At 70.6% G+C, this 20,273-nt stretch carries 17 protein-coding genes; 4 read left to right on the forward strand and 13 right to left on the reverse strand.

Features of this window, described 5'->3' with window-relative positions:
* Window positions 1–19 precede the first annotated feature (19 nt).
* From IE185_RS00785 to IE185_RS00835, 11 genes are all read right to left on the reverse strand, one after another.
* Entirely contained in the window at window positions 20–355 is a 336-nt protein-coding gene (locus IE185_RS00785; protein WP_010352468.1) for an RNA polymerase-binding protein RbpA, read from the reverse strand.
* A gap of 198 nt (window positions 356–553) precedes the next feature.
* A complete protein-coding gene (gene secG, locus IE185_RS00790; protein ID WP_028813905.1) occupies window positions 554–784 on the reverse strand; it encodes a preprotein translocase subunit SecG in 231 nt (76 codons plus the stop codon).
* 122 nt (window positions 785–906) lie between these two features.
* Window positions 907–1,683 carry a triose-phosphate isomerase gene (tpiA, locus tag IE185_RS00795; RefSeq protein ID WP_138895212.1) on the reverse strand — a complete coding sequence of 259 codons (777 nt, stop codon included), beginning with the start codon at window positions 1,681–1,683 and terminating at the stop codon, window positions 907–909.
* Window positions 1,684–1,689: 6 nt separating this feature from the next.
* Window positions 1,690–2,901: a phosphoglycerate kinase gene (locus IE185_RS00800; RefSeq protein ID WP_138895213.1), complete on the reverse strand. Its 1,212-nt coding sequence runs from the start codon at window positions 2,899–2,901 to the stop codon at window positions 1,690–1,692.
* Window positions 2,902–3,004: 103 nt separating this feature from the next.
* A complete protein-coding gene (gene gap, locus IE185_RS00805; protein WP_138895214.1) occupies window positions 3,005–4,009 on the reverse strand; it encodes a type I glyceraldehyde-3-phosphate dehydrogenase in 1,005 nt (334 codons plus the stop codon).
* Window positions 4,010–4,230: 221 nt separating this feature from the next.
* Window positions 4,231–7,191, reverse strand: coding sequence for a M14 family metallopeptidase (locus tag IE185_RS00810; RefSeq protein WP_138895215.1), 2,961 nt, complete (start codon window positions 7,189–7,191; stop codon window positions 4,231–4,233).
* 141 nt (window positions 7,192–7,332) lie between these two features.
* Window positions 7,333–8,322 carry a DNA-binding protein WhiA gene (gene whiA, locus IE185_RS00815; RefSeq protein ID WP_028813910.1) on the reverse strand — a complete coding sequence of 330 codons (990 nt, stop codon included), beginning with the start codon at window positions 8,320–8,322 and terminating at the stop codon, window positions 7,333–7,335.
* Complete coding sequence (locus tag IE185_RS00820; RefSeq protein ID WP_138895216.1) at window positions 8,313–9,347, reverse strand: gluconeogenesis factor YvcK family protein; 1,035 nt, start codon at window positions 9,345–9,347, stop codon at window positions 8,313–8,315. Before IE185_RS00820 ends, whiA begins: the two co-directional genes overlap by 10 nt.
* The gene (rapZ, locus tag IE185_RS00825; RefSeq protein ID WP_138895217.1) at window positions 9,344–10,315 is read right to left on the reverse strand and encodes an RNase adapter RapZ; all 972 of its coding nucleotides are present in this window, start codon (window positions 10,313–10,315) and stop codon (window positions 9,344–9,346) included. The genes IE185_RS00820 and rapZ overlap by 4 nt, the downstream gene beginning before the upstream one ends.
* Window positions 10,312–12,354, reverse strand: a complete 2,043-nt coding sequence (gene uvrC, locus IE185_RS00830; RefSeq protein WP_138895218.1) for an excinuclease ABC subunit UvrC — start codon at window positions 12,352–12,354, stop codon at window positions 10,312–10,314. Before uvrC ends, rapZ begins: the two co-directional genes overlap by 4 nt.
* Before the next feature lie 133 nt (window positions 12,355–12,487).
* A complete protein-coding gene (locus IE185_RS00835; RefSeq protein WP_138895221.1) occupies window positions 12,488–12,937 on the reverse strand; it encodes a Rieske (2Fe-2S) protein in 450 nt (149 codons plus the stop codon).
* Between the two features lie 110 nt (window positions 12,938–13,047).
* Here IE185_RS00835 and IE185_RS00840 point away from each other — a divergent pair, with 110 nt between their 5' ends.
* Window positions 13,048–13,959 (forward strand): carbohydrate kinase family protein, encoded by a 912-nt coding sequence (locus IE185_RS00840; RefSeq protein ID WP_189714392.1) that lies wholly within the window; start codon window positions 13,048–13,050, stop codon window positions 13,957–13,959.
* Window positions 13,960–14,025: 66 nt separating this feature from the next.
* Here IE185_RS00840 and uvrA read toward each other — a convergent pair whose 3' ends face one another.
* Complete coding sequence (gene uvrA / locus IE185_RS00845) at window positions 14,026–17,046, reverse strand: excinuclease ABC subunit UvrA (protein ID WP_138897851.1); 3,021 nt, start codon at window positions 17,044–17,046, stop codon at window positions 14,026–14,028.
* Window positions 17,047–17,234: 188 nt separating this feature from the next.
* Between uvrA and IE185_RS00850 the strand changes: the two genes are divergently transcribed.
* The 3 genes from IE185_RS00850 to IE185_RS00860 all read left to right on the forward strand — a co-directional run bounded on the left by IE185_RS00850 (window position 17,235) and on the right by IE185_RS00860 (window position 18,864).
* Window positions 17,235–17,921, forward strand: a complete 687-nt coding sequence (locus IE185_RS00850) for a maleylpyruvate isomerase family mycothiol-dependent enzyme (RefSeq protein WP_138897852.1) — start codon at window positions 17,235–17,237, stop codon at window positions 17,919–17,921.
* A 9-nt stretch (window positions 17,922–17,930) separates the two neighbouring features.
* Complete coding sequence (locus IE185_RS00855) at window positions 17,931–18,584, forward strand: MBL fold metallo-hydrolase (protein ID WP_138897853.1); 654 nt, start codon at window positions 17,931–17,933, stop codon at window positions 18,582–18,584.
* 118 nt (window positions 18,585–18,702) lie between these two features.
* A complete protein-coding gene (locus IE185_RS00860) occupies window positions 18,703–18,864 on the forward strand; it encodes a hypothetical protein (RefSeq protein ID WP_170198376.1) in 162 nt (53 codons plus the stop codon).
* A 60-nt stretch (window positions 18,865–18,924) separates the two neighbouring features.
* Here the strand turns inward: IE185_RS00860 and IE185_RS00865 are convergent, their stop codons facing one another.
* The gene (locus tag IE185_RS00865) at window positions 18,925–20,019 is read right to left on the reverse strand and encodes a tyrosine-type recombinase/integrase (RefSeq protein WP_189714393.1); all 1,095 of its coding nucleotides are present in this window, start codon (window positions 20,017–20,019) and stop codon (window positions 18,925–18,927) included.
* Window positions 20,020–20,273: the final 254 nt, after the last annotated feature.

The following is a 20,273-nucleotide window of genomic DNA, read 5'->3' on the forward strand; positions in this document are numbered from 1 at the left end:
TCCGGCCGGATCACGCTGCCTAGATCTCGCCCCGCAGTTTCGCGAGCGCCTCGGCGAGGATCGCCTCGCCGTCGGCGTCACTGCGCCGCTCGCGCACGTACGCCAGATGCGTCTTGTACGGCTCGGTGCGGGGCGGTGCCGGCGGGTTGTCCCGGTCCTGGCCGGCCGGGAACCCGCAGCGCGGGCAGTCCCAGGTGTCCGGGACCTGAGCGTCACTGGCGAAGCTCGGCTGCGTCTCGTGCCCGTTCGAGCACCAGAAGGAGATGCGGAGACGGGGCGCGGACTCGCCGCGCTCAGCCTCGCCCATCGGCCCCGCTCCGACCCGGCTTCCCCGGATCGCGTTGCCACTTGCCACGGTCGTAACTCCCTGCGTGATGGTGCTGCACGGCATCAATCAGCGGCTACCGCCGCGGAGTCGTCGAACAGCTCAGCTGCGAGCGCCCCAGTCTACGTAGGGCCCAACGCGCGTCCAATGACCGGAGTTACACCCCCGCTGACGCGAGCCGCGGATCCCATGATAGGCCGCGCTCCCGCCTCCATACCGGACGACGGCTCAGCTGTCCAGCTTCATCAGCAGTCCGAGCACGATAATGCAGGCGAACCACATCAGACCGACCACGACGGTGATGCGGTCGAGGTTGCGCTCGGCGACCGAGGACCCACCGACCGACGACTGCATGCCGCCACCGAACATGTCGGAGAGACCGCCGCCCTTTCCCTTGTGCATCAGAACCAGCAGCATCAGCAGCAGGCTGAATACGATCAGGGCGATCGAGAACCCCATAACCACGGCTGGACCAACTTCCTCGGACTTCGGACTTCGGAGACGGACGACGAGGGCCGGACGGCTGCTGCACAGCCGCCTCGGCCCCCGCCAGGGTACGACGGATCGGCCCTACGGCCTACTCACTGGTCGCGGAACCGGACGATCTTGACGAACTCCTCGGAGTCCAGCGCCGCGCCGCCCACCAGGGCCCCGTCGACATCCGGCTGCGCCATGATCGCGGCGACGTTGCCGGACTTGACCGAGCCGCCGTACTGGATGCGGACCTTGTCGGCCAGCTCCTGCGAGTACAGCTCGGCGAGACGGCCGCGGATCGCTCCGCAGACCTCCTGCGCGTCCTCGGGCGTGGCGACCTCGCCGGTGCCGATGGCCCACACCGGCTCGTACGCGATCACGACGGACTCGGCCTGCTCGGCCGGGACGTCCTTCAGGCCGCCGTCGAGCTGCGCGAGCGTGTGGGCGACCTGGTTGCCGGCCTTGCGGACGTCCAGGCCCTCGCCGACGCACAGGATCGGGGTCAGGCCGTTCTGGTACGCGGCCTTCACCTTGGCGTTGCAGAGCTCGTCGCTCTCGTTGTGGTACTGCCGGCGCTCGGAGTGCCCGACGGCGACGTACGTGCACTTGAGCTTGGCGAGCATCGCGCCCGAGATCTCACCGGTGTAAGCACCGGACTCGTGCGCCGAGAGGTCCTGGGCGCCGTACTTGATCTTGAGCTTGTCGCCGTCCACCAGCGTCTGCACGGACCGCAGGTCCGTGAACGGGGGCAGGACCGCGACCTCTACGGCGTCGTAGTCCTTGTCGGCGAGGGCGAAGGCGAGCTTCTGGACGTGGGCGATGGCCTCGAGGTGGTTGAGGTTCATCTTCCAGTTGCCCGCCATGAGCGGGGTGCGCGTGGTCATGCTGGGTCAGTCCTCCAGTGCGGCGAGGCCGGGAAGCGTCTTGCCCTCGAGGTATTCGAGGCTGGCGCCGCCACCGGTCGAGATGTGGCCGAATGCGTTCTCGTCGAAGCCCAGGATGCGGACGGCGGCGGCGGAGTCGCCACCACCGACCACCGTGAAAGCGGGGCTGTCGACGAGGGCCTGGGCAACCGCCTTGGTGCCCTCGGCGTAGTCGGGGTGCTCGAAGACGCCCATCGGGCCGTTCCAGAAGACGGTGGCCGCGTCGGCGAGCTTCGATGCGTACAGCTTGCGGGTCTCGGGACCGATGTCCAGACCCTCCTGGTCGGCCGGGATGGCGTCCGCGGCGACCGTCGTGGGGTTCGCCGGGGCCTTCGTCTTGAGGTCCGGGAACTCCGGCGAGACCAGTACGTCGACGGGGAGGACGAACTCCACGCCCTTGGCCTCGGCGCGCTCCAGGTACTCCAGGACCGTCGGGATCTGGTCCTCCTGGAGCAGCGAGATGCCGACCTCGTGGCCCTGGGCCTTGAGGAAGGTGTACGCCATGCCGCCGCCGACCAGGATGCGGTCGGCCTTCTCCAGCAGGTGGTCGATCACGCCGAGCTTGTCGGAGACCTTGGCGCCGCCGAGGACCACGGCGTACGGCCGCCGCACGTCCTCGGTGAGCTTCTTCAGGACGCCGACCTCGGTGGCGATGAGGCCGCCCGCGACGTGCGGCAGGCGCGCCGGGAGGTCGAAGACCGACGCGTGCTTGCGGTGCACGGCGCCGAAGCCGTCGCCGACGTACACGTCGGCGAGCTCGGCCAGCCGGTCCGCGAAGGCGCCGCGCTCGGCGTCGTCCTTCGAGGTCTCGCCGGCGTTGAATCGCAGGTTCTCCACGACGGCGACCTGACCGTCGGCGAGGCCCGCGACGACGGCCTTGGCGGACTCGCCGACCGTGTCGGTCGCGAAGGCGACGTCGGTCTTGAGGAGTTCACCGAGGCGCGCTGCGGCCGGGGCGAGCGAGAAGGCCGGGTCCGGGGCGCCCTTGGGGCGGCCCAGGTGCGAGGCGACGACGACCCGGGCGCCCGCCTCGGCGAGCTTCTCGATCGTCGGCTGGACGGCGCGGATGCGGCCGTCGTCGGTGATGGTGGTGCCTTCGAGCGGCACGTTGAGGTCGGCGCGGACGAATACCCGCTTGCCCGCGACCCCTTCGGCGAGAAGTTCGTCGATCGTCTTCATCTGTTACTGGACTCCTTGGGAGACAAGACACATGACAGGGCCCGGGCAGCGCCGCGTTGCGCTGCCGGGCCCTGTACTCACATCGAGGTGCCTGCCGTACGGATCAGAGCTGGCCGCCGACGAAGACCGTGAGGTCGACGAGTCGGTTGGAGTAGCCCCACTCATTGTCGTACCAGCCGATGACCTTGACCTGGTTGCCCTCGGCCATGGTCAGCGACGAGTCGAAGGTGCAGGAAGCCGGCTCGTTGACGATGTCGGAGGACACGATCGGGTCGACGGTGTACTCGACGATGCCCTTGAGCTCGCCCTCCGCGGCCTTCTGGAAGGCGGCGTTGATCTCGTCCTTGGTGACCTCGCGCTCCAGCGTGATGACCAGGTCGGTGACGGAACCGGTCGGGACCGGGACGCGCATCGCGATGCCGTCGAGCTTGCCCTTGAGCTGGGGCAGGACCAGCGCGGTGGCCTTGGCGGCACCCGTGGTGGTCGGGATGATGTTCTCGGCGGCGGCGCGGGCGCGACGCAGGTCGGAGTGCGGGAAGTCCAGGATGCGCTGATCGTTGGTGTACGCGTGCACCGTCGTCATCAGGCCCTTGACGATGCCGAAGTTCTCGTCGAGCACCTTGGCCATCGGCGCCACGCAGTTCGTGGTGCAGGAGGCGTTGGAGATGACGTGGTGGTTGGCCGCGTCGTACTTGTCCTGGTTGACGCCCATCACGATGGTGATGTCCTCGTTCTTGGCCGGAGCCGAGATGAGGACCTTCTTCGCACCACCCGCGAGGTGCTTCTCGGCATCCGCCTTCTTGGTGAAGATGCCGGTGGACTCGATCACGATGTCGACGCCGAGGTCGCCCCACGGGATGTCCGCCGGGTTGCGCTCGGACAGCACCTTGATGGTGTGGTCGTCGACGGTGATGGTGTCCGCCGTGTGCGAGACCTCGGCCTTCAGGCGGCCGAGGATGGTGTCGTACTTCAGAAGGTGCGCCGTGGTCGCAGTGTCACCCAGGTCGTTGACAGCCACGATCTCGATGTCCGCACCCTGCTCCAGCAGCGCCCGGAAGTAGTTGCGGCCGATGCGGCCGAAGCCGTTGATGCCTACGCGGATCGTCACGAAACCGATCTCCTCGTTGGTACGCCGGGTTTCGACGCCGGCGAGATGTATGGGATGTCCCCGACCGCTTCCGACCCTACCTCTACGGGGCGCTGTGAGTGACATCGAACGGGCCCCGACGTGGCCCGGCGGCCCGTACTCCCCAGTAGGGATACGGGCCGCCGGGACCTGCGGTCTTGCGAAAGCGGCTACGCACAGTCAGCGGAAGGCCGGCGCCGGGGTCAGCGCCGCAGGGAACCTAGCGCCCTGCCGAGCAGCGCGGCCCGCTCGGCGGCACCCGGCACGTGCTCCAGGCCGAAGCCGAAGAGGACGGTGTCACGGGTAGTGACCGCCGCGTAGGACTTGAACAGCTCGCCCGAGCGGGCCCAGTCGCCGCCGACGGCGGGGGTTCCGGCCGGGGATCCGGGGACCGTCCAGGCGCCGAGCGACGTCTCGAAGCCCTCGCTCTCCTTGTCGGCGCCCGCGACGGTCAGCCGCGCGTCGTCGACGAAGACGCCGCGGCCGCCGCTGCCCGGGTCGGTGATGGAGCTGAGCGCCAGCTCGACCTTCTTGCCCGCGTAGGGGCTCAGGTCGAACGCGACCTGCTTCCAGCCGCCGGACGATCCGGTGAGGCTGTTCCAGGCGCCGCTGGTTCCGGTCGCCTTGCAGCCGCCCGCCTCCAGGGTGAGGTAGTGGCGCAGGAAGGGGTGGCCGTTGATGAAGTAGCCCTGGTCGCACTCGGCCGGGACGGCGGTCGTGGTGGCGCCGCCGGCCTCGGGGAGCGTGGTCCAGTCGTCGGCGCCCTCGGTGTGCGCCTCCAGGACCGCGTGGTCGTACGCGGTCTCGGTGTTCCAGTTGAGGGCGAGCCGCAGCTGCGGCTTGTCCGCGGCGCTCACGCCGGTGAGGTCGACCGTACGGGAGAGACGCTTCCAGTCGCCGTCCTCGTGCGCGGCGGCGGCCATCCACTGGCCCGCGTACGGGGCGTACGGATTGACGACGCCCGTGAACCGGCCCGCGTGCGCGCTCCGGAACTGCGGGAACCGATCGGCCGGCAGTGTGTCCGAGGTGACGGTGTAGGCACCGGCCGCGTCCAGCGGATTGCCGGGCGCTCCGGTGAGCGGGGCGTCCGTTCCCGTGAGCGTTCCCGCGCCGGTGAATCCGGTGGCCCCGGCCGCGTTCGCACGGCCGTAGGCGCCGAGGTAGTACTGGCTGAAGTCGTTCGTGACGGCCGGGCCGACGACCGCGTTGCCGCCCGCCAGTTCACCGGCCTCGATCAGCTTGCCGCCCTCGTTGAGGAACGCCCGTACGGCCAGCTGGGTGGGGCCGGTGGGCGCCTTGGCGCCGGTGTAGTGGACCGCGGTGCGGAAGTGGGAGAGGACGCCGAGCGCGTGCGGCGCGCCCTGGGCGGCGACGTCCCAGACGACGGCGGTCCGGCCGTTCGCCCGGAGCGCGTCGACGTACTTCTGGGCGTGCTGCGCGGGGGCGCCCTCTTCGGCGATCACCAGGGTGTCCGCCCGGGAACGCTCCGCGACGGTGTACGTGAAGTGCTCACTGGCGGTGCGCTTGCCAGCCTTGGTGCGTCCGGTGAACCACACCTCCACGGTGTCGCCCGGTTCGGCGTCCTCGACCTCGGCGCGGTACTCGTCGAACCAGAGGTTGTCCTCGCCGCCGTACGTCTCGCCGCCCTTCCAGCGCTCCAGGTCCTCGTCGTGCGTACGGCCGCCGTTGATCCGGTAGTTGAGCTCCTTGTCGCGTACGGACCTGCGGGCCGTCACGGCGACCTCCTGGTCACCGCCGCGCGCGTAGGAGGTCGAGAAGGTGTCGGCCGTGAAGTCGGGGGCGGCCATGCCGACGGACGAGGACGGCCGGTCGGGGTGCGCGGCGGTCTCGGCGACCGACAGCGCGAACGGGACGTTCTTGGCGAACTCCGCCTGGATCAGCTTCTCGTCGTCGGGGAAGTTGAATCCGGACTGGCAGTCCTCGGGCTTCCACCGGTCGTCGGGGTCGATGTTCGACGCCGTCTGGCACGTGGTCATCTCGGGGGTGAACATCATCGTGCCGTTGACGTTGGCCGCGTGTCCGTCGGCCTCGCCGTTGGTGGTGTAGAGCTCGGAGGAGACCTGCGGGTGGTACCCGGGAACGGCGGGCTTCTCGGGCGTTCCCGCGAGCGCCTTGTAGAGCACGTCGTCCGGGGTGGGCGTGGCGACCTGCCAGCCGACTCCGTAGAGGATCAGTTCGGCGGCGGAGTGGTAGTTGATGCCGTACTCGAAGCCGATGCGCTTCTGGAAGCGGTCGAGCACCCGGGTCTCGGGCTCGGACATGGGGGACGCGCCGCGGTAGGTGGCGCTGGCGGGATTCGGTGACGAACCCTCGTTGTCGTAGCCCCACTTGTAGGCGAAGTTGCGGTTGAGGTCGACGCCGTCGGCGGCGGTGTACTCGCCGTCCTTGTCGATGTCGCGCATGTTCTTGCGCCAGAGGCGGTCGCCGGCCGCGTCGTGGGTCCAGTCGTATCCGTCCGGGTTGGCGGAGAGCACGAACCACAGCTCGGTGGAGTCCACGATCCTGGTGATGCGGCGGTCCTTGCCGTACTGGTCCAGGTAGTGGTGCATCAGCCGCCGGGTCATCTCGGGGGTGATCCACTCGCGGGCGTGCTGGTTGGACATGTACAGCACGGAGGGCTTGGCGCCGTCCTTGGTCTTCTTCGCGCCCTTGGTGAGCTTGAGGGCGAGGATGTCCTTGCCCTGGAGGGTCTTGCCGATGGAGACGACCTTGGTGAGGTCCGGGTGCGCCTGGCCGGTCTTGACGATCTCCTCCTGGAGATTGCCCTTGCCGCTGTACGGGCGGTAGACGCCGTCCCCGGCCGCGGCGAGGCGGGATTCCGTCTTCGCCGAGACCTTGCGCTCCGTGAGGTTCCTGACGCCCTTGCCGGCCAGCTCCTCGGCCTGGGCGTCGGTGAGGAAGAGTTCGACGCGCGCGGTGCCCTTCTCCGGTGCGCGTTCACCCATCTCGTGGGCGTCCTGGCCGGCCGCGAGGAGCAGCGGGATCTGCTCCTTCGTGACGTCGGCGTCGAACACCTTGACGGCGTCCGCGCCCGCGTCGCTCCCGGCGCCTTCCGTCCCCTCGGCCTGTGCGGCGGGTGCCACCGTCACGCCGCCGATGAGCAATGCGCCCGCTGCGAGGATCGATCTCGCTCTGCGTCTCATGAGCCCCCCTTGCCGTTGCCTGTCACGTCAGTGAACAGACGACAGGCTCATGACAGTCCATGGTCATGTCAATAGGGCGTCCGGGCGGACAGCGCCGCCGCCGGGCGCCCCCTGGGGCACACCGGCGGCGGTTCGTCGCGCTCAGCCGACGAGGCCGTCGGCCATCTCCTCGGTGATCGTGGACTCCGTACCGGGGATGCCCAGGTCCTGGGCCCGCTTGTCGGCCATCGCCAGCAGGCGGCGGATACGGCCCGCCACCGCGTCCTTGGTCAGCGGCGGGTCGGCCAGCGCGCCGAGCTCCTCCAGGGAGGCCTGCTTGTGGTCCATGCGCAGCCGCCCGGCGGCGGCGAGGTGCTCGGGCACCTCCTCGCCGAGGATCTCCAGCGCGCGCCCGACCCGGGCGCCCGCGGCGACCGCGGCCCGCGCCGAGCGGCGCAGGTTGGCGTCGTCGAAGTTGGCGAGGCGGTTGGCGGTGGCGCGGACCTCGCGGCGCATCCGCCGCTCCTCCCAGGCCAGCACCGACTCGTGCGCGCCGAGGCGGGTCAGCAGCGCGCCGATCGCGTCACCGTCCCGTACGACGACCCGGTCCACGCCGCGCACCTCGCGCGCCTTCGCGCCGATGGAGAGCCTGCGGGCGGCGCCGACGAGGGCGAGGGCGGCCTCGGGCCCCGGACAGGTGACCTCGAGCGAGGAGGAACGGCCCGGCTCGGTGAGCGAGCCGTGCGCGAGGAACGCGCCGCGCCAGGCGGCCTCGGCGTCGCAGGTGGCGCCGGAGACGACCTGCGGGGGCAGACCGCGGATCGGACGGCCGCGGCCGTCGACCAGCCCGGTCTGGCGTGCGAGCTGATCACCGCCCGCCACCACCCGTACGAGGTAACGGGAGCCGCGCCGCAGTCCGCTCGGCGCCATCACCACCAGCTCCGAGTGGTGCCCGAAGATCTCCAGAATGTCCTTCTTGAGTCTGCGGGCCGCGAAGCTCACATCCAGCTCCGCCTCAATCACGATCCGGCCGCTCACCAGGTGCAGCCCGCCCGCGAACCGAAGAATCGCCGAGACCTCCGCCTTCCTGCAGCAGGTCCGGGTGACGGGGAGCCGGGAGATTTCGTCCTTCACCGCTGCCGTCATCGCCATGGGCCGATCCTTCCATGCATCCGAAAAATACGGTCGTACGCGGCGGCCAACAGCTCCGGATCGTGCTTCGGAGAGCCGTCGGGCGCGGCGACCGGCGCCAGCTCGACCGCGGCGCCGAGCCGCTTGGCGGCATCGGCGAGGGACTCGCGGTCGGGCACGGCAGCCTCGTCGGCCAACACCACGTCCAGGGCGAGTTTAGGGGCGTGTCGTCCCAAAACCTCCAAATGACGCTGCGGAGAGAAGCCATCGGTTTCTCCGGGTTGCGGCGCGAGGTTCAAGGACAGCACCCGGCGGGCCTTCGTCTCGACGAGCGCGTCGAGCAGTTCGGGCACCAGGAGGTGCGGAATGACCGAGGAGAACCAGGACCCCGGGCCGAGCACCACCCAGTCCGCGTCGAGCACGGCGGCGACGGCTTCCGGGACGGCAGGCGGCCCCTGCGGCACCAGGTGCACGGACTGCACCTCACCGGGGGTGAGCGCCACGGTCGCCTGGCCGCGCACGGTGTCCACGTCGTCCGGGCGCAGGGGATCGTGCCCCCGTACGAGCGCCTGGAGCTCCAGGGGCACGGCGGACATGGGCAGCACCCGGCCGTGCGCCCCGAGGAGCCTGCCGACCAGGTCGAGGGCCTGGACGTGGTCGCCGAGCTGCTCCCACAGCGCGACGATCAGCAGGTTCCCCACCGCGTGCTCGTGCAGGTCTCCCCGGCTGTGGAAGCGGTGCTGGATGACGCGCGCCCAGGTCTGGCCCCAGTCGTCGTCCCCGCACAGCGCCGCCAGCGCCTTGCGCAGGTCGCCCGGGGGCAGTACGCCGAGCTCGTCCCGCAGCCGCCCGCTGGAGCCGCCGTCGTCGGCGACCGTGACCACCGCGGTCAGGTCGCCGGTGATGCGGCGCAGCGCCGTCAGGGACGCGGACAGGCCCATGCCGCCGCCGAGGGCGACGACCTTGGGCTGGGCGCCGCGCTTGCGCTGCGGCCGCGCGGCATCGCCGCCGCGCAGCCGCCGCAGGCGGAAGTTGCGTCCGGTCACTCGCGCCCCATGTCCCGGTGTACGAGGACGGTCTCCACGCCTTCCGAGGACAGGCGCGCGGCCAGCTTCTCCGACATGGCCACGCTGCGGTGCTTGCCGCCCGTACAGCCGACGGCGATGGTCACGTAGCGCTTGCCCTCGCGCCGGTAGCCGGCCGCGATGAGCTGGAGCAGCTCGGTGTACTGGTCGAGGAACTCCTTGGCGCCCGGCTGGTTGAAGACGTAGCCGGAGACCTCTTCGTTGAGGCCGGTGAAGGGGCGCAGCTCCGGTACCCAGTGCGGGTTCGGCAGGAAGCGGCAGTCCACGACGAGGTCCGCGTCGACCGGCAGGCCGTACTTGTAGCCGAAGGACATGACCGTGGCGCGCAGCTGCGGCTCGTCGTCGCCCGCGAACTGGGCGTCCATCTTGGCCCGCAGTTCGTGGACGTTGAGGCTGGAGGTGTCGATGACCAGGTCGGCGTCGCCGCGCAGCTCGCGCAGCAGGTCGCGCTCGGCCGCGATGCCGTCGGTGATCCGGCCGTCGCCCTGGAGCGGGTGCGGGCGGCGTACGGATTCGAAACGGCGTACCAGGGCGTCGTCCGAGGACTCCAGGAAGACGATCCGCCGGGTGACCTCCTTGGCGTCCAGGTCCGCCAGGGACTCGCGGAGGTTGTCGAAGAAGCGCCGGCCCCGGACGTCCACGACGACGGCGATACGGGCGACGTTGCCCTGCGAGCGGGCGCCGAGCTCCACCATGGTGGGGATCAGCGCGGGCGGCAGGTTGTCGACGACGAACCAGCCGAGGTCTTCGAGGCACTTCGCGGCGGTGCTGCGGCCGGCTCCCGACATGCCCGAGATGATCACCAGCTCGGGGATGGCCTGCTCGGCCGCCTCACCGTTGTTCCCGTTGTTCCCGTTGTGCCCGGTCTCGCCGGTGTCCCCGGTCGTGCCCGTACTCACGTGTGCTCCGTCTCCGTCGTGCTCGGTCATACCTGTTGCCCCCGTTCCGGCGGGGAGACCGCGGGTGCGACCGCCGCGGTGTCCTCGTCGTCTTCAATGATCTCTCCTGTCGCCGTGTTCACGGCGGGTGCGGCGGGTGCCGCCTGCGCGAGGAACGCGGCGACGGTCTCGGCCGTCTTGCGGCCTATCCCCGGAACCTCGCAGATCTGGTCGATTGTGGCGGACCGGAGCTTCTTCACCGAACCGAAATGCTTGATCAGGGCGAGCTTGCGGGTCTCGCCGAGGCCGGGGACGTCGTCGAGCGGGCCCGCCCTGAAGCGCTTGGCCCGCTTGGTGCGCTGGTAGCGGATGGCGAAGTCGTGAGCCGTGTCACGCACCCGCTGCAGGAGGTAGAGGCCCTCGCTGCTGCGGGGCAGCACGACCGGGTCGTCCTCGCCGGGAACCCAGACCTCTTCGAGGCGCTTGGCGAGGCCGCAGACGGCCACGTCGTCGATGCCCAGCTCGTCGAGGGCGCGCTGGGCGGCGGCCACCTGCGGCTGCCCGCCGTCGACGACGACGAGCTGCGGCGGGTACGCGAAACGCTTCGGCCTGCCGTCGTCCTCCATGGCCGGGTCCGGCTCGGCGGGGACCTCCCCCGCCCCGTTCTCCTGGATCCACTCCCCCGTCTTCTCCTTCTCCTGGAGATAGCGACGGAAGCGACGGGTGAGCACCTCGTGCATGGACCGGACGTCGTCCTGGCCCTCGAAGGTCTTGATCTGGAAGCGGCGGTACTCGCTCTTGCGCGGCAGACCGTCCTCGAAGACGACCATCGAGGCCACCACGTCGTCGCCCTGGAGGTGGGAGATGTCGAAGCACTCGATGCGCAACGGGGCGGAGTCCAGGCCGAGTGCCTCCGCGATCTCCTCCAGGGCGCGGGAGCGGGTGGTCAGGTCGGACGCGCGCTTGGTCTTGTGCAGGACGAGGGCCTGCTGGGCGTTGCGCTGGACCGTCGCCATGAGGTCCTTCTTGTCGCCGCGCTGCGGGATGCGCAGCGACACGTTCGAGCCGCGCCGCGCCGCGAGCCACTGCGACACCGCCGGGGCGTCCTCGGGCATGGCGGGGACGAGGACCTCCTTGGGCACCGCGTCGCCCTGCTCCTCGCCGTACAGCTGCTGGAGCGCGTGCTCGACGAGGCCCGCCGTGTCGACCGCCTCGACCTTGTCGGTGACCCAGCCGCGCTGGCCCCGGACCCGCCCGCCGCGTACGTGGAAGATCTGCACGGCGGCTTCCAGCTCGTCCTCGGCGAGGGCGATCAGGTCGGCGTCGGTGGCGTCGTTGAACACCACCGCGTTCTTCTCCAGGGCGCGGCGCAGAGCCCCTATGTCGTCGCGCAGGCGGGCGGCCTTCTCGTACTCCATGTCCTCGGCGGCCTCGTGCATCTCACGCTCGATGCGCTTGAGGTACTGGCCCGTGCGGCCGGCCATGAAGTCGCAGAACTGCTCGGCCAGTTCGCGGTGCTCGTCGGGGGTGACGCGGCCCACACAGGGGGCGGAGCACTTGCCGATGTAGCCGAGGAGGCAGGGGCGGCCGGTCCTGGCGGCGTTCTTGAAGACTCCGGCCGAGCAGGTGCGCACCGGGAAGACGCGGAGCATCAGGTCGACGGTCTCGCGGATCGCCCAGGCGTGTCCGTACGGACCGAAGTAGCGCACGCCCTTCTTCTTGGGGCCGCGCATGACCTGGACGCGGGGGAACTCCTCGTTGAGCGTCACGGCCAGCGACGGATAGCTCTTGTCGTCGCGGTACTTGACGTTGAAGCGGGGATCGAACTCCTTGATCCAGGAGTACTCCAGCTGGAGCGCCTCCACCTCGGTGGAGACGACCGTCCACTCGACGGACGCGGCCGTGGTGACCATGGTGCGGGTGCGCGGGTGCAGATTGGCCAGGTCCTGGAAGTACGAGGAGAGCCGCGGGCGCAGGCTCTTCGCCTTCCCGACGTAGATCACCCGGCGGTGCTCGTCGCGGAACTTGTAGACCCCCGGCGAGTCGGGGATCTGTCCCGGCTTGGGGCGGTAGCTGGAGGGGTCTGCCATGCCACACACCCTACTTGCGGGCAGTGACAACACGGGTGCGGCCGGGACGGCGCCCGGCGTACGGAACGGCTGTCGGGCGGCCGGCACACGGAACGCTGTCGGCCGGGAGACGCGGGTCCGTCCGGGGGCGACCTCAGGCGTCCGGGTTGCCCGTCGCCGCGCCCGGGGCGCCGGTGACCAGGTTTCCGCCCTCGACCCTGACCGGGATCGCGGGCAGCGCCACGGTCGCCGGGCCCTGGAGCGCCTCGCCGGTCGTCACGTCGAAACGGCTGCCGTGGCAGGGGCAGTTGCCCTCGAGCTTCTCGATCTTGTCGAGGACGCACCCCGCGTGGGTGCACTGGGCGCTGAACGCCTTGTACTTCCCCTCGGCCGGGCAGCTCACGAGTATCCGCTGCTCGCGGTAGAGCTTGGCACCGCCCACCGGCACCTCGTCCGCCGCACCGAGGTTCACGGGCGCGGACGGCAGCGGCTTGGCGTGGCCGAGCTTGGACTCGGTGGAGCAGGCGGCCGCGCCCAGTCCGGCCGCGCCGGCGAGGACGACGCCCTTCAGCACGGTGCGGCGGGGGGGAGACTGGCCGGACATGCGCTCTCCACTGGTCAGGGGGTGGGTGACGTACCCGACGATACCGGCGGACATCCGCGGCCCTCGCGGGGGCTGTCCCCGGCGGGCGGCGATGGGTTACGTTCGGGCGCGTGATCGTCGTCGCCGGAGAGTCCCTGATCGACCTGGTGCCGCAGGGGACGGGCGCCCTGGCGCCCTTGTCGCCGCGGCCGGGCGGCGGCCCGTACAACACCGCTGTGGCTCTGGGACGCCTGGGTTCGGCCGTCGCGTTCTGTTCCCGGGTCTCGACGGACGGTTTCGGCGACGTACTGGTCGACGGGCTGCGGGCGGCCGGGGTGGACACCTCGCTGGTCCAGCGCGGCCCCGAGCCGACGACCCTCGCGGTGGCGACGCTGGGCGCGGACGGGTCCGCCGGGTACGGCTTCTACGCGCAGGGCGGCGCGGACCGCCTCTTCGCCCTCCCGGCCGCTCTTCCCCCACAGGCGCGGGCCGTGGCGCTCGGCACCTGTTCGCTGGTCCTGGAGCCGGGGGCGAGCGCGTACGAGGCGCTGTTGCGGCGTGAGGCGGAGCGTGGGCTGTTCACGCTGCTCGACCCGAACATCAGGCCCGCCCTGATTCCGGACGCGGACGCCTACCGCGCCCGTTTCCGCAGCTGGCTGCCTCACGTCTCGCTGCTGAAGGTGTCGCAGGAGGACGCGCGGTGGCTGGGCGGTTCCGTGGAGGAGTGGCTCGCGGCCGGGCCGGCGGCGGTGGTGCTGACGCGGGGCGCGGCGGGCATGACGGTACGGACGCGGGGCGGCGGGGCCGGCGTGAGCGTCCCGGCGGCAGCGGTGGAGGTGGCCGACACGATCGGTGCGGGCGACACCGTGAACGCGGCGCTGCTGCACCGGCTGCGCGCCCACGGGGCCCTGTCGGCGCGGGCTTCGGCCTTGCTCTGCGCCGATGCCTGGGACGACACGCTGGCCTTCGCGGCCCGCGCCGCCGCGATCACGTGCTCGCGCCCGGGCGCGGACCCGCCGTACGCGGCGGAACTGGGGCCGTAACCGGGCCCGAGCGGCCCCTCACCCGGGGAACGGGTGAGGGGCCGGTTCAGCGGCCGTGCGCGGACGTCACGCCTTGCGGGAGCGCGCCGCCTTCGCCGCGGCGGTCGTACCGGGCGCCTTCTTGGCGGTGGCCGTGCGGGCCGTCGCGGTCTTCTTCGCCGGAACCGACTTCGCCGCCGCCACCGCCTTCTTGGCGGGCGCCTTCTGCGCCGGTGCCTTCTTCCTCGCCGGCGTCGCGTCGCTCACCCGGTCGCCCAGGATGTCCCTGAGGAACTTACCCGTGTGGCTGGTGGTGACGGCGGCCACCTGCTCGGGCGTGCCCTCGGCGACGACCATGCCGCCGCCGCTGCCGCCCTCGGGACCCATGTCGACGACCCAGTCGGCGGTCTTGATGACGTCCATGTTGTGCTCGATGACGATCACCGAGTTGCCCTTGTCGACCAGGCCCGACAGCACCTTGATGAGCTTCGAGATGTCCTCGAAGTGCAGACCCGTGGTCGGCTCGTCCAGGACGTACACCGTGCGGCCCGTGGACCGCTTCTGGAGCTCGGAGGCGAGCTTCACGCGCTGCGCCTCACCGCCCGAGAGGGTCGGCGCGGACTGACCGAGGCGGACGTACCCGAGGCCCACCTCGGTGAGGGTCCTCAGGTGACGGGCGATCGTCGGGACGGCCTCGAAGAAGTCCAGGGCCTCCTCGATCGGCATGTCCAGCACCTCGGCGATGGACTTGCCCTTGTAGTGGACCTCCAGGGTCTCCCGGTTGTAGCGCGCCCCGTGGCAGACCTCGCAGGGGACGTACACGTCGGGCAGGAAGTTCATCTCGATCTTGATGGTGCCGTCGCCCGAGCAGTTCTCGCAGCGGCCGCCCTTGACGTTGAAGGAGAAGCGGCCCGGCAGGTAGCCGCGCACCTTCGCCTCCATCGTCTCCGCGAACAGCTTGCGCACGTTGTCGAAGACGCCGGTGTACGTAGCCGGGTTGGACCGGGGGGTCCGGCCGATCGGCGACTGGTCGACGTGGACGACCTTGTCGACCAGGTCGTCGCCCTCCACGCGCGTGTGGCGCCCCGGCACCGTGCGAGCGCCGTTGAGTTCGCGCGCCAGGTGCGTGTAGAGGATGTCGTTGACCAGCGTCGACTTTCCGGAACCGGAGACACCGGTGACGGCCGTCAGTACGCCGAGCGGGAACGACACGTCGATGTCGCGCAGGTTGTTCTCGCGGGCGCCGTGCACCGTGAGCCGGCGCGACGGGTCCGTGGGGCGACGGATCTCGGGCATCTCGATGGCCCGCTTGCCGGCCAGGTACTGGCCCGTGACCGAAGCCTTGTTGCCCAGCAGCTCCTTCAGCGAGCCGCTGTGGACGACCTTGCCGCCGTGCTCACCCGCGCCCGGGCCGATGTCGACGATCCAGTCGGCCACCTTGATGGTGTCCTCGTCGTGCTCGACGACGATGAGGGTGTTGCCCATGTCCCGCAGCCGGACCAGCGTCTCGATGAGGCGGTGGTTGTCGCGCTGGTGCAGACCGATGGACGGCTCGTCCAGGACGTACAGCACGCCGACGAGGCCGGAGCCGATCTGGGTGGCGAGCCGGATGCGCTGCGCCTCGCCGCCGGACAGGGTGCCGGCCGCGCGGTTGAGCGACAGGTAGTCCAGGCCCACGTCGACCAGGAACCTCAGCCGCTCGTTGACCTCCTTGAGGACGCGCTCGGCGATCTTCTTGTCACGGGCGTTGAGCGTCAGGCGGCCCAGGAAGTCCGCGCAGTCGCTGATCGACATCGCGGCGACCTCGGCGATGGACTTCTCCATGACCGTGACCGCCAGGACGAGCGGCTTGAGGCGGGTGCCGTTGCAGGTGGGGCAGTGCACTTCGCGCATGTAGCCCTCGAAGCGCTCCCGGCTGGAGTCGCTCTCGGCCTCGGAGTGCCGCCGCTTGACGAACGGCACGGCGCCCTCGAACGAGGTGGTGTACGCCCGCTCGCGGCCGTACCTGTTGCGGTAGCGGACCTCGATCTGCGTCTTGTGGCCGTGCAGCAGGGCCTTCTTGGCGCGCTGCGGGAGCCCCGCCCACGGGATGTCCGTACGGAAGCCGAGGGCGTCGGAGAGTGCGCCGACGAGGCGCGCGAAGTAGTCCTTGGTGTGCCCGTGGGACCACGGGTTGATCGCGCCCTCGTCGAGGGACTTGTCCTCGTCCGGGACGATCAGCTCCGGGTCGACCTCCATGCGCGTGCCGATGCCGGTGCAGTCCGGGCAGGCGCCGAAGGGCGAGTTGAAGGAGAATGACCGGGGCTCCAGCTCCTCGAACGACAGGTCGTCGTACGTGCAGTAGAGGTGCTCGGAGTACATCCGCTCGCGGTCGGGGTCGTCCGCGGGGAGGTCGACGAAGTCGAGGATGACTATGCCGCCGGCCAGGCCGAGGGCGGTCTCCACCGAGTCGGTGAGCCGGCGCTTGGCGCTCTCCTTCACCGTCAGGCGGTCGATGACCACCTCGATGGTGTGCTTCTCCTGCTTCTTCAGCTTGGGCGGCTCGCTGAGCTGGATCGTCTCGCCGTCCACCCGCGCGCGGCTGTAGCCCTTGGTCTGGAGGTCGGCGAACAGGTCGACGAACTCACCCTTGCGCTCGCGCACCAGGGGCGACAGGACCTGGAAGCGGCTGCCCTCGGGCAGTTCCAGCACCTTGTCGACGATGGCCTGCGGCGACTGGCGCGAGATCGGCCGGCCGCATTCGGGACAGTGCGGCTTGCCGATGCGGGCGAACAGCAGGCGCAGGTAGTCGTAGACCTCCGTGATGGTGCCGACCGTCGAGCGCGGGTTGCGCGAGGTCGACTTCTGGTCGATGGACACCGCGGGCGACAGGCCCTCGATGAAGTCCACGTCGGGCTTGTCCATCTGGCCCAGGAACTGACGGGCGTAGGAGGAGAGCGACTCGACGTACCGGCGCTGCCCCTCGGCGAAGATCGTGTCGAACGCGAGGGACGACTTGCCCGACCCCGAGAGCCCGGTGAACACGATGAGGGAGTCACGCGGGAGGTCGAGCGAGACGTTCTTGAGGTTGTGCTCGCGAGCGCCACGAACGATGAGACGGTCGGCCACGCCGGTCCGCACCTTTCTTGAGAGAGGCAGAGAGGACTGAGCCCCCCGGTCTTCAGACTATGGGGGTAACCACAGCGATGTTGTAAGGATTCCTGATGCCTCTGACGAGCGTATAGCACGTGCATTCGAATTACGGCCTCGCCTGAACGGCTTCACCCGATCGTGTGAGCGGGACTATCGTCGGCGCCATGAACGATCACGTGCGCGACCTGGCCTCTGTACGCGAAGCGACCGACCGGCTCCTCGCCGCGACCGGCAGACTGCACAACGCCGACGTGACGCAACCGTCACGGCTGCCGGGCTGGACCCGCGGCCACGTCCTGGTCCACCTGGCCCGCAACGCGGACGCTCTGGTCAACGTCCTGGAAGGCCGGCCGATGTACGAGAGCGCCGAGGCGCGCGAGGCCGACATCGAGCGCGACGCCGCGCGGCCGCTCGCCGTACAGCAGGAGGACGTGCGCGACAGCGCGGCCCGGTTCGACGGGACGGCCGCCGCTCCCGCCGACTGGTCCCGTACGGTCGCGCTGCGCAACGGCGTCACCGACTCCGCGTCGCGCATCCCCTTCCGCCGCCTCGTCGAGGTCGAGCTGCACCACGTCGACCTGGGCATCGGGTACGAGCTGGAGGACCTGCCCGAGGAGTTCACGGGACGCGAGATCGCGTTCTTGGCGGACCGCTTCGCGGGGCACCCCGCTGTGCCCGCGATCGCGCTGACGGACACCGGCGGAGGCAGGTGGCGTACCGGAAGCGCCGCAGGCGATCCCGTGCGCGTCACCGGCGGCGCTCCGGACCTGCTGGGCTGGCTCGCGGGCCGGCGCGACGGCGCCGCTCTCGACACCGCCGGCGCCCCGCTGCCCGCACTGCCGCCGCTATAGGCTGACCCCATGACGTACAGCGGAGCGGTGAAGGTCGGCGGTCCTGCGAACGTGCACGAGCTCGCGGACCTGATGATCTCCAAGGTCGCGGTCGGGTCCATGAACAACAACGCGTACCTCCTGCGTTGCCGCGCCACCGGAGAGCAGTTGCTGATCGACGCGGCCGCCGATCCGCACACGCTCCTGAGCCTGATCGGTGACGACGGCATCGCGTCCGTCGTCACCACCCACCGCCACGGCGACCACTGGCAGGCCCTCGCCGAGGTCGTGGCGGCGACGGGGGCCCGCACGTACGCGGGCCGGTACGACGCCGAGGGCATCCCCGTGCCGACCGACGTACTGCTGGACGACGGCGACACCGTCCGCGTCGGACGGGTCGAGCTCACCGCCCGTCACCTGGTGGGGCACACCCCGGGGTCCGTCGCCCTCGTCTACGACGACCCGCACGGGCACCCGCACGTCTTCACCGGGGACTGCCTCTTCCCGGGCGGTCCTGGCCGGACAACACAGCCGGAGGAGTTCAACTCGCTCATGGACGGCCTGGAGGCCAAGCTGTTCGGCGTCCTCCCGGATGAGACCTGGGTCTACCCGGGCCACGGCAACGACACCACGCTTGGCGCCGAGCGCCCCCACCTGGCGGAGTGGCGCGCCCGCGGCTGGTGACCATAGCAATGACCTCGGCCGCCTGGTCGACTCCGGCCGGGTAGTCCTGTCCAATACCCGCCCCCACCGGCCCCGGGACCGGGCACTCTGGCCCCCGGAGCGACTCGGGGAGGATCACGTGCACTTCGCCTTCGTGTGCTGGTGCTGCGGCGCCGACTGCACTGTGTGGGGCAAGCCCAAGGGATTCTGGGTGGAGCTGTTCGAGGTGCCGGACGAATGGGACTGCTGGAACTGCGGGGCGACCAACGAGACCCCGGATCCGCCCTGGACCCCGGCATGACTGCGCCCCCGCTCCCCACTTGGGAACGGGGGCGCAGTCATGCGCGGGACCGGGCAGCCATCACAGCAGCCCCGCGAGTGCGTTGTTCTCGGGCTCCCAGCCGTCCACGTCGCGGATGTACCCGTCCAGGACGGGGCTGCCGTCCACGTGGCCGCTGGTGGAGCCGATCACCTTCCGGTCCTTCCCGTGGCGGCGGGCCTCGGTGATGAGCCCGGCCCGCATGGAGTGCCCGGTGAGGCGGACGGGCAGGTCCGCGCGCTCCCCGGCGTCCGTGATGATGTTGCCGACCGACTGTGAGGAGAGGCCGGCGCGGGTGACGCTGCCAGTGCGGTGCATCCGGCGGACGGCCGGGGTGTCCGGGTCCTCCAGGCGGGCAGCCTCCTTCCACTCCAGCCACGTGCGCACGGGGCACAGCCGCTCGTCGTCGGCGTACCGGATGCGGACGCGGCGCGGGTCGGTCTTGGACACCCGGACGTTCACGTACATCCCGAGGCCGCCGTGGAGTTCCATGCTGCGCACGGTGAGCCCGGCGACCTCGTGACGCCGTCCGGCGATGCCGAAGGCCAGGAGCAGCGCGGCGCGGTCGCGGAGGCCGGTCAGGTCGTCCGGGCACGCCTCGACCATGGCGCGCAGCATGGGCACGGTGACGGCCGGGGCCTTCCCCCGACCGCGCGCCGGCTGCTTGTCCTCGGCGGCCTGGCGCTCCAGGTCCTTCAGCAGCTCCCGGGCGGCCTTCGTGTGGTCGGGGTTGATGACCACCTTGTGCACCTTGCGCAGGGTCACCGCGAGGCCGGCCAACTTCCGGTCGATGGTGGTCGAGGCGAGCGGCCCGCCGTCCTCCGCGCCCTCCCGCCACATCCAGTCGACGTAAGCGCGCAGCACCCCGAGCCGGACGGCGGAGGTCAGCGGCACGCCGCGCACGGCGGCGAAGGTCTCCCACGTCTTCCAGTCGGAGGCGTATCCGCGGCGGGTGTTCTTCGGGCGGAGCGTCTCGGCGTAGCTGTCTGAGACGACGTCGAGGGCGTCGAGGCGGGCGGTCAGCTCGGGGTCGTACTCCTCGGGGAGCAGGACGCGGCCGGGGGACGTGGCGAGAGGGGCGGGCGGGTCGAAGAGTGCCAACGCGGCACCTTGCCTGAGGCCCTGATCCGTACTCATGACATGTGAGCTTATCGTGAGTTGCAACACGGCAGGACGCGATCCGACGGGATTCGACAAGACATCTCAAGGCATCCGTACACGACCGGGTGACTGACCCCAGCGGTCCCGGCGCCTACCCTGCTCAACACCAGGGGCCGTCCCCCCTCGGCATGAAGGGCCCGCCCGGGCGCTGCTCCGCAAAGATCGACCGGGCGGGCCCTTCAACGTGCCGGTGTCACGCATGCAGGACCCGCACCTCACCACTGCCACGG

Origin of the sequence: Streptomyces chryseus, assembly GCF_014650755.1 — a bacterium.
Lineage (GTDB): Bacteria > Actinomycetota > Actinomycetes > Streptomycetales > Streptomycetaceae > Streptomyces > Streptomyces chryseus.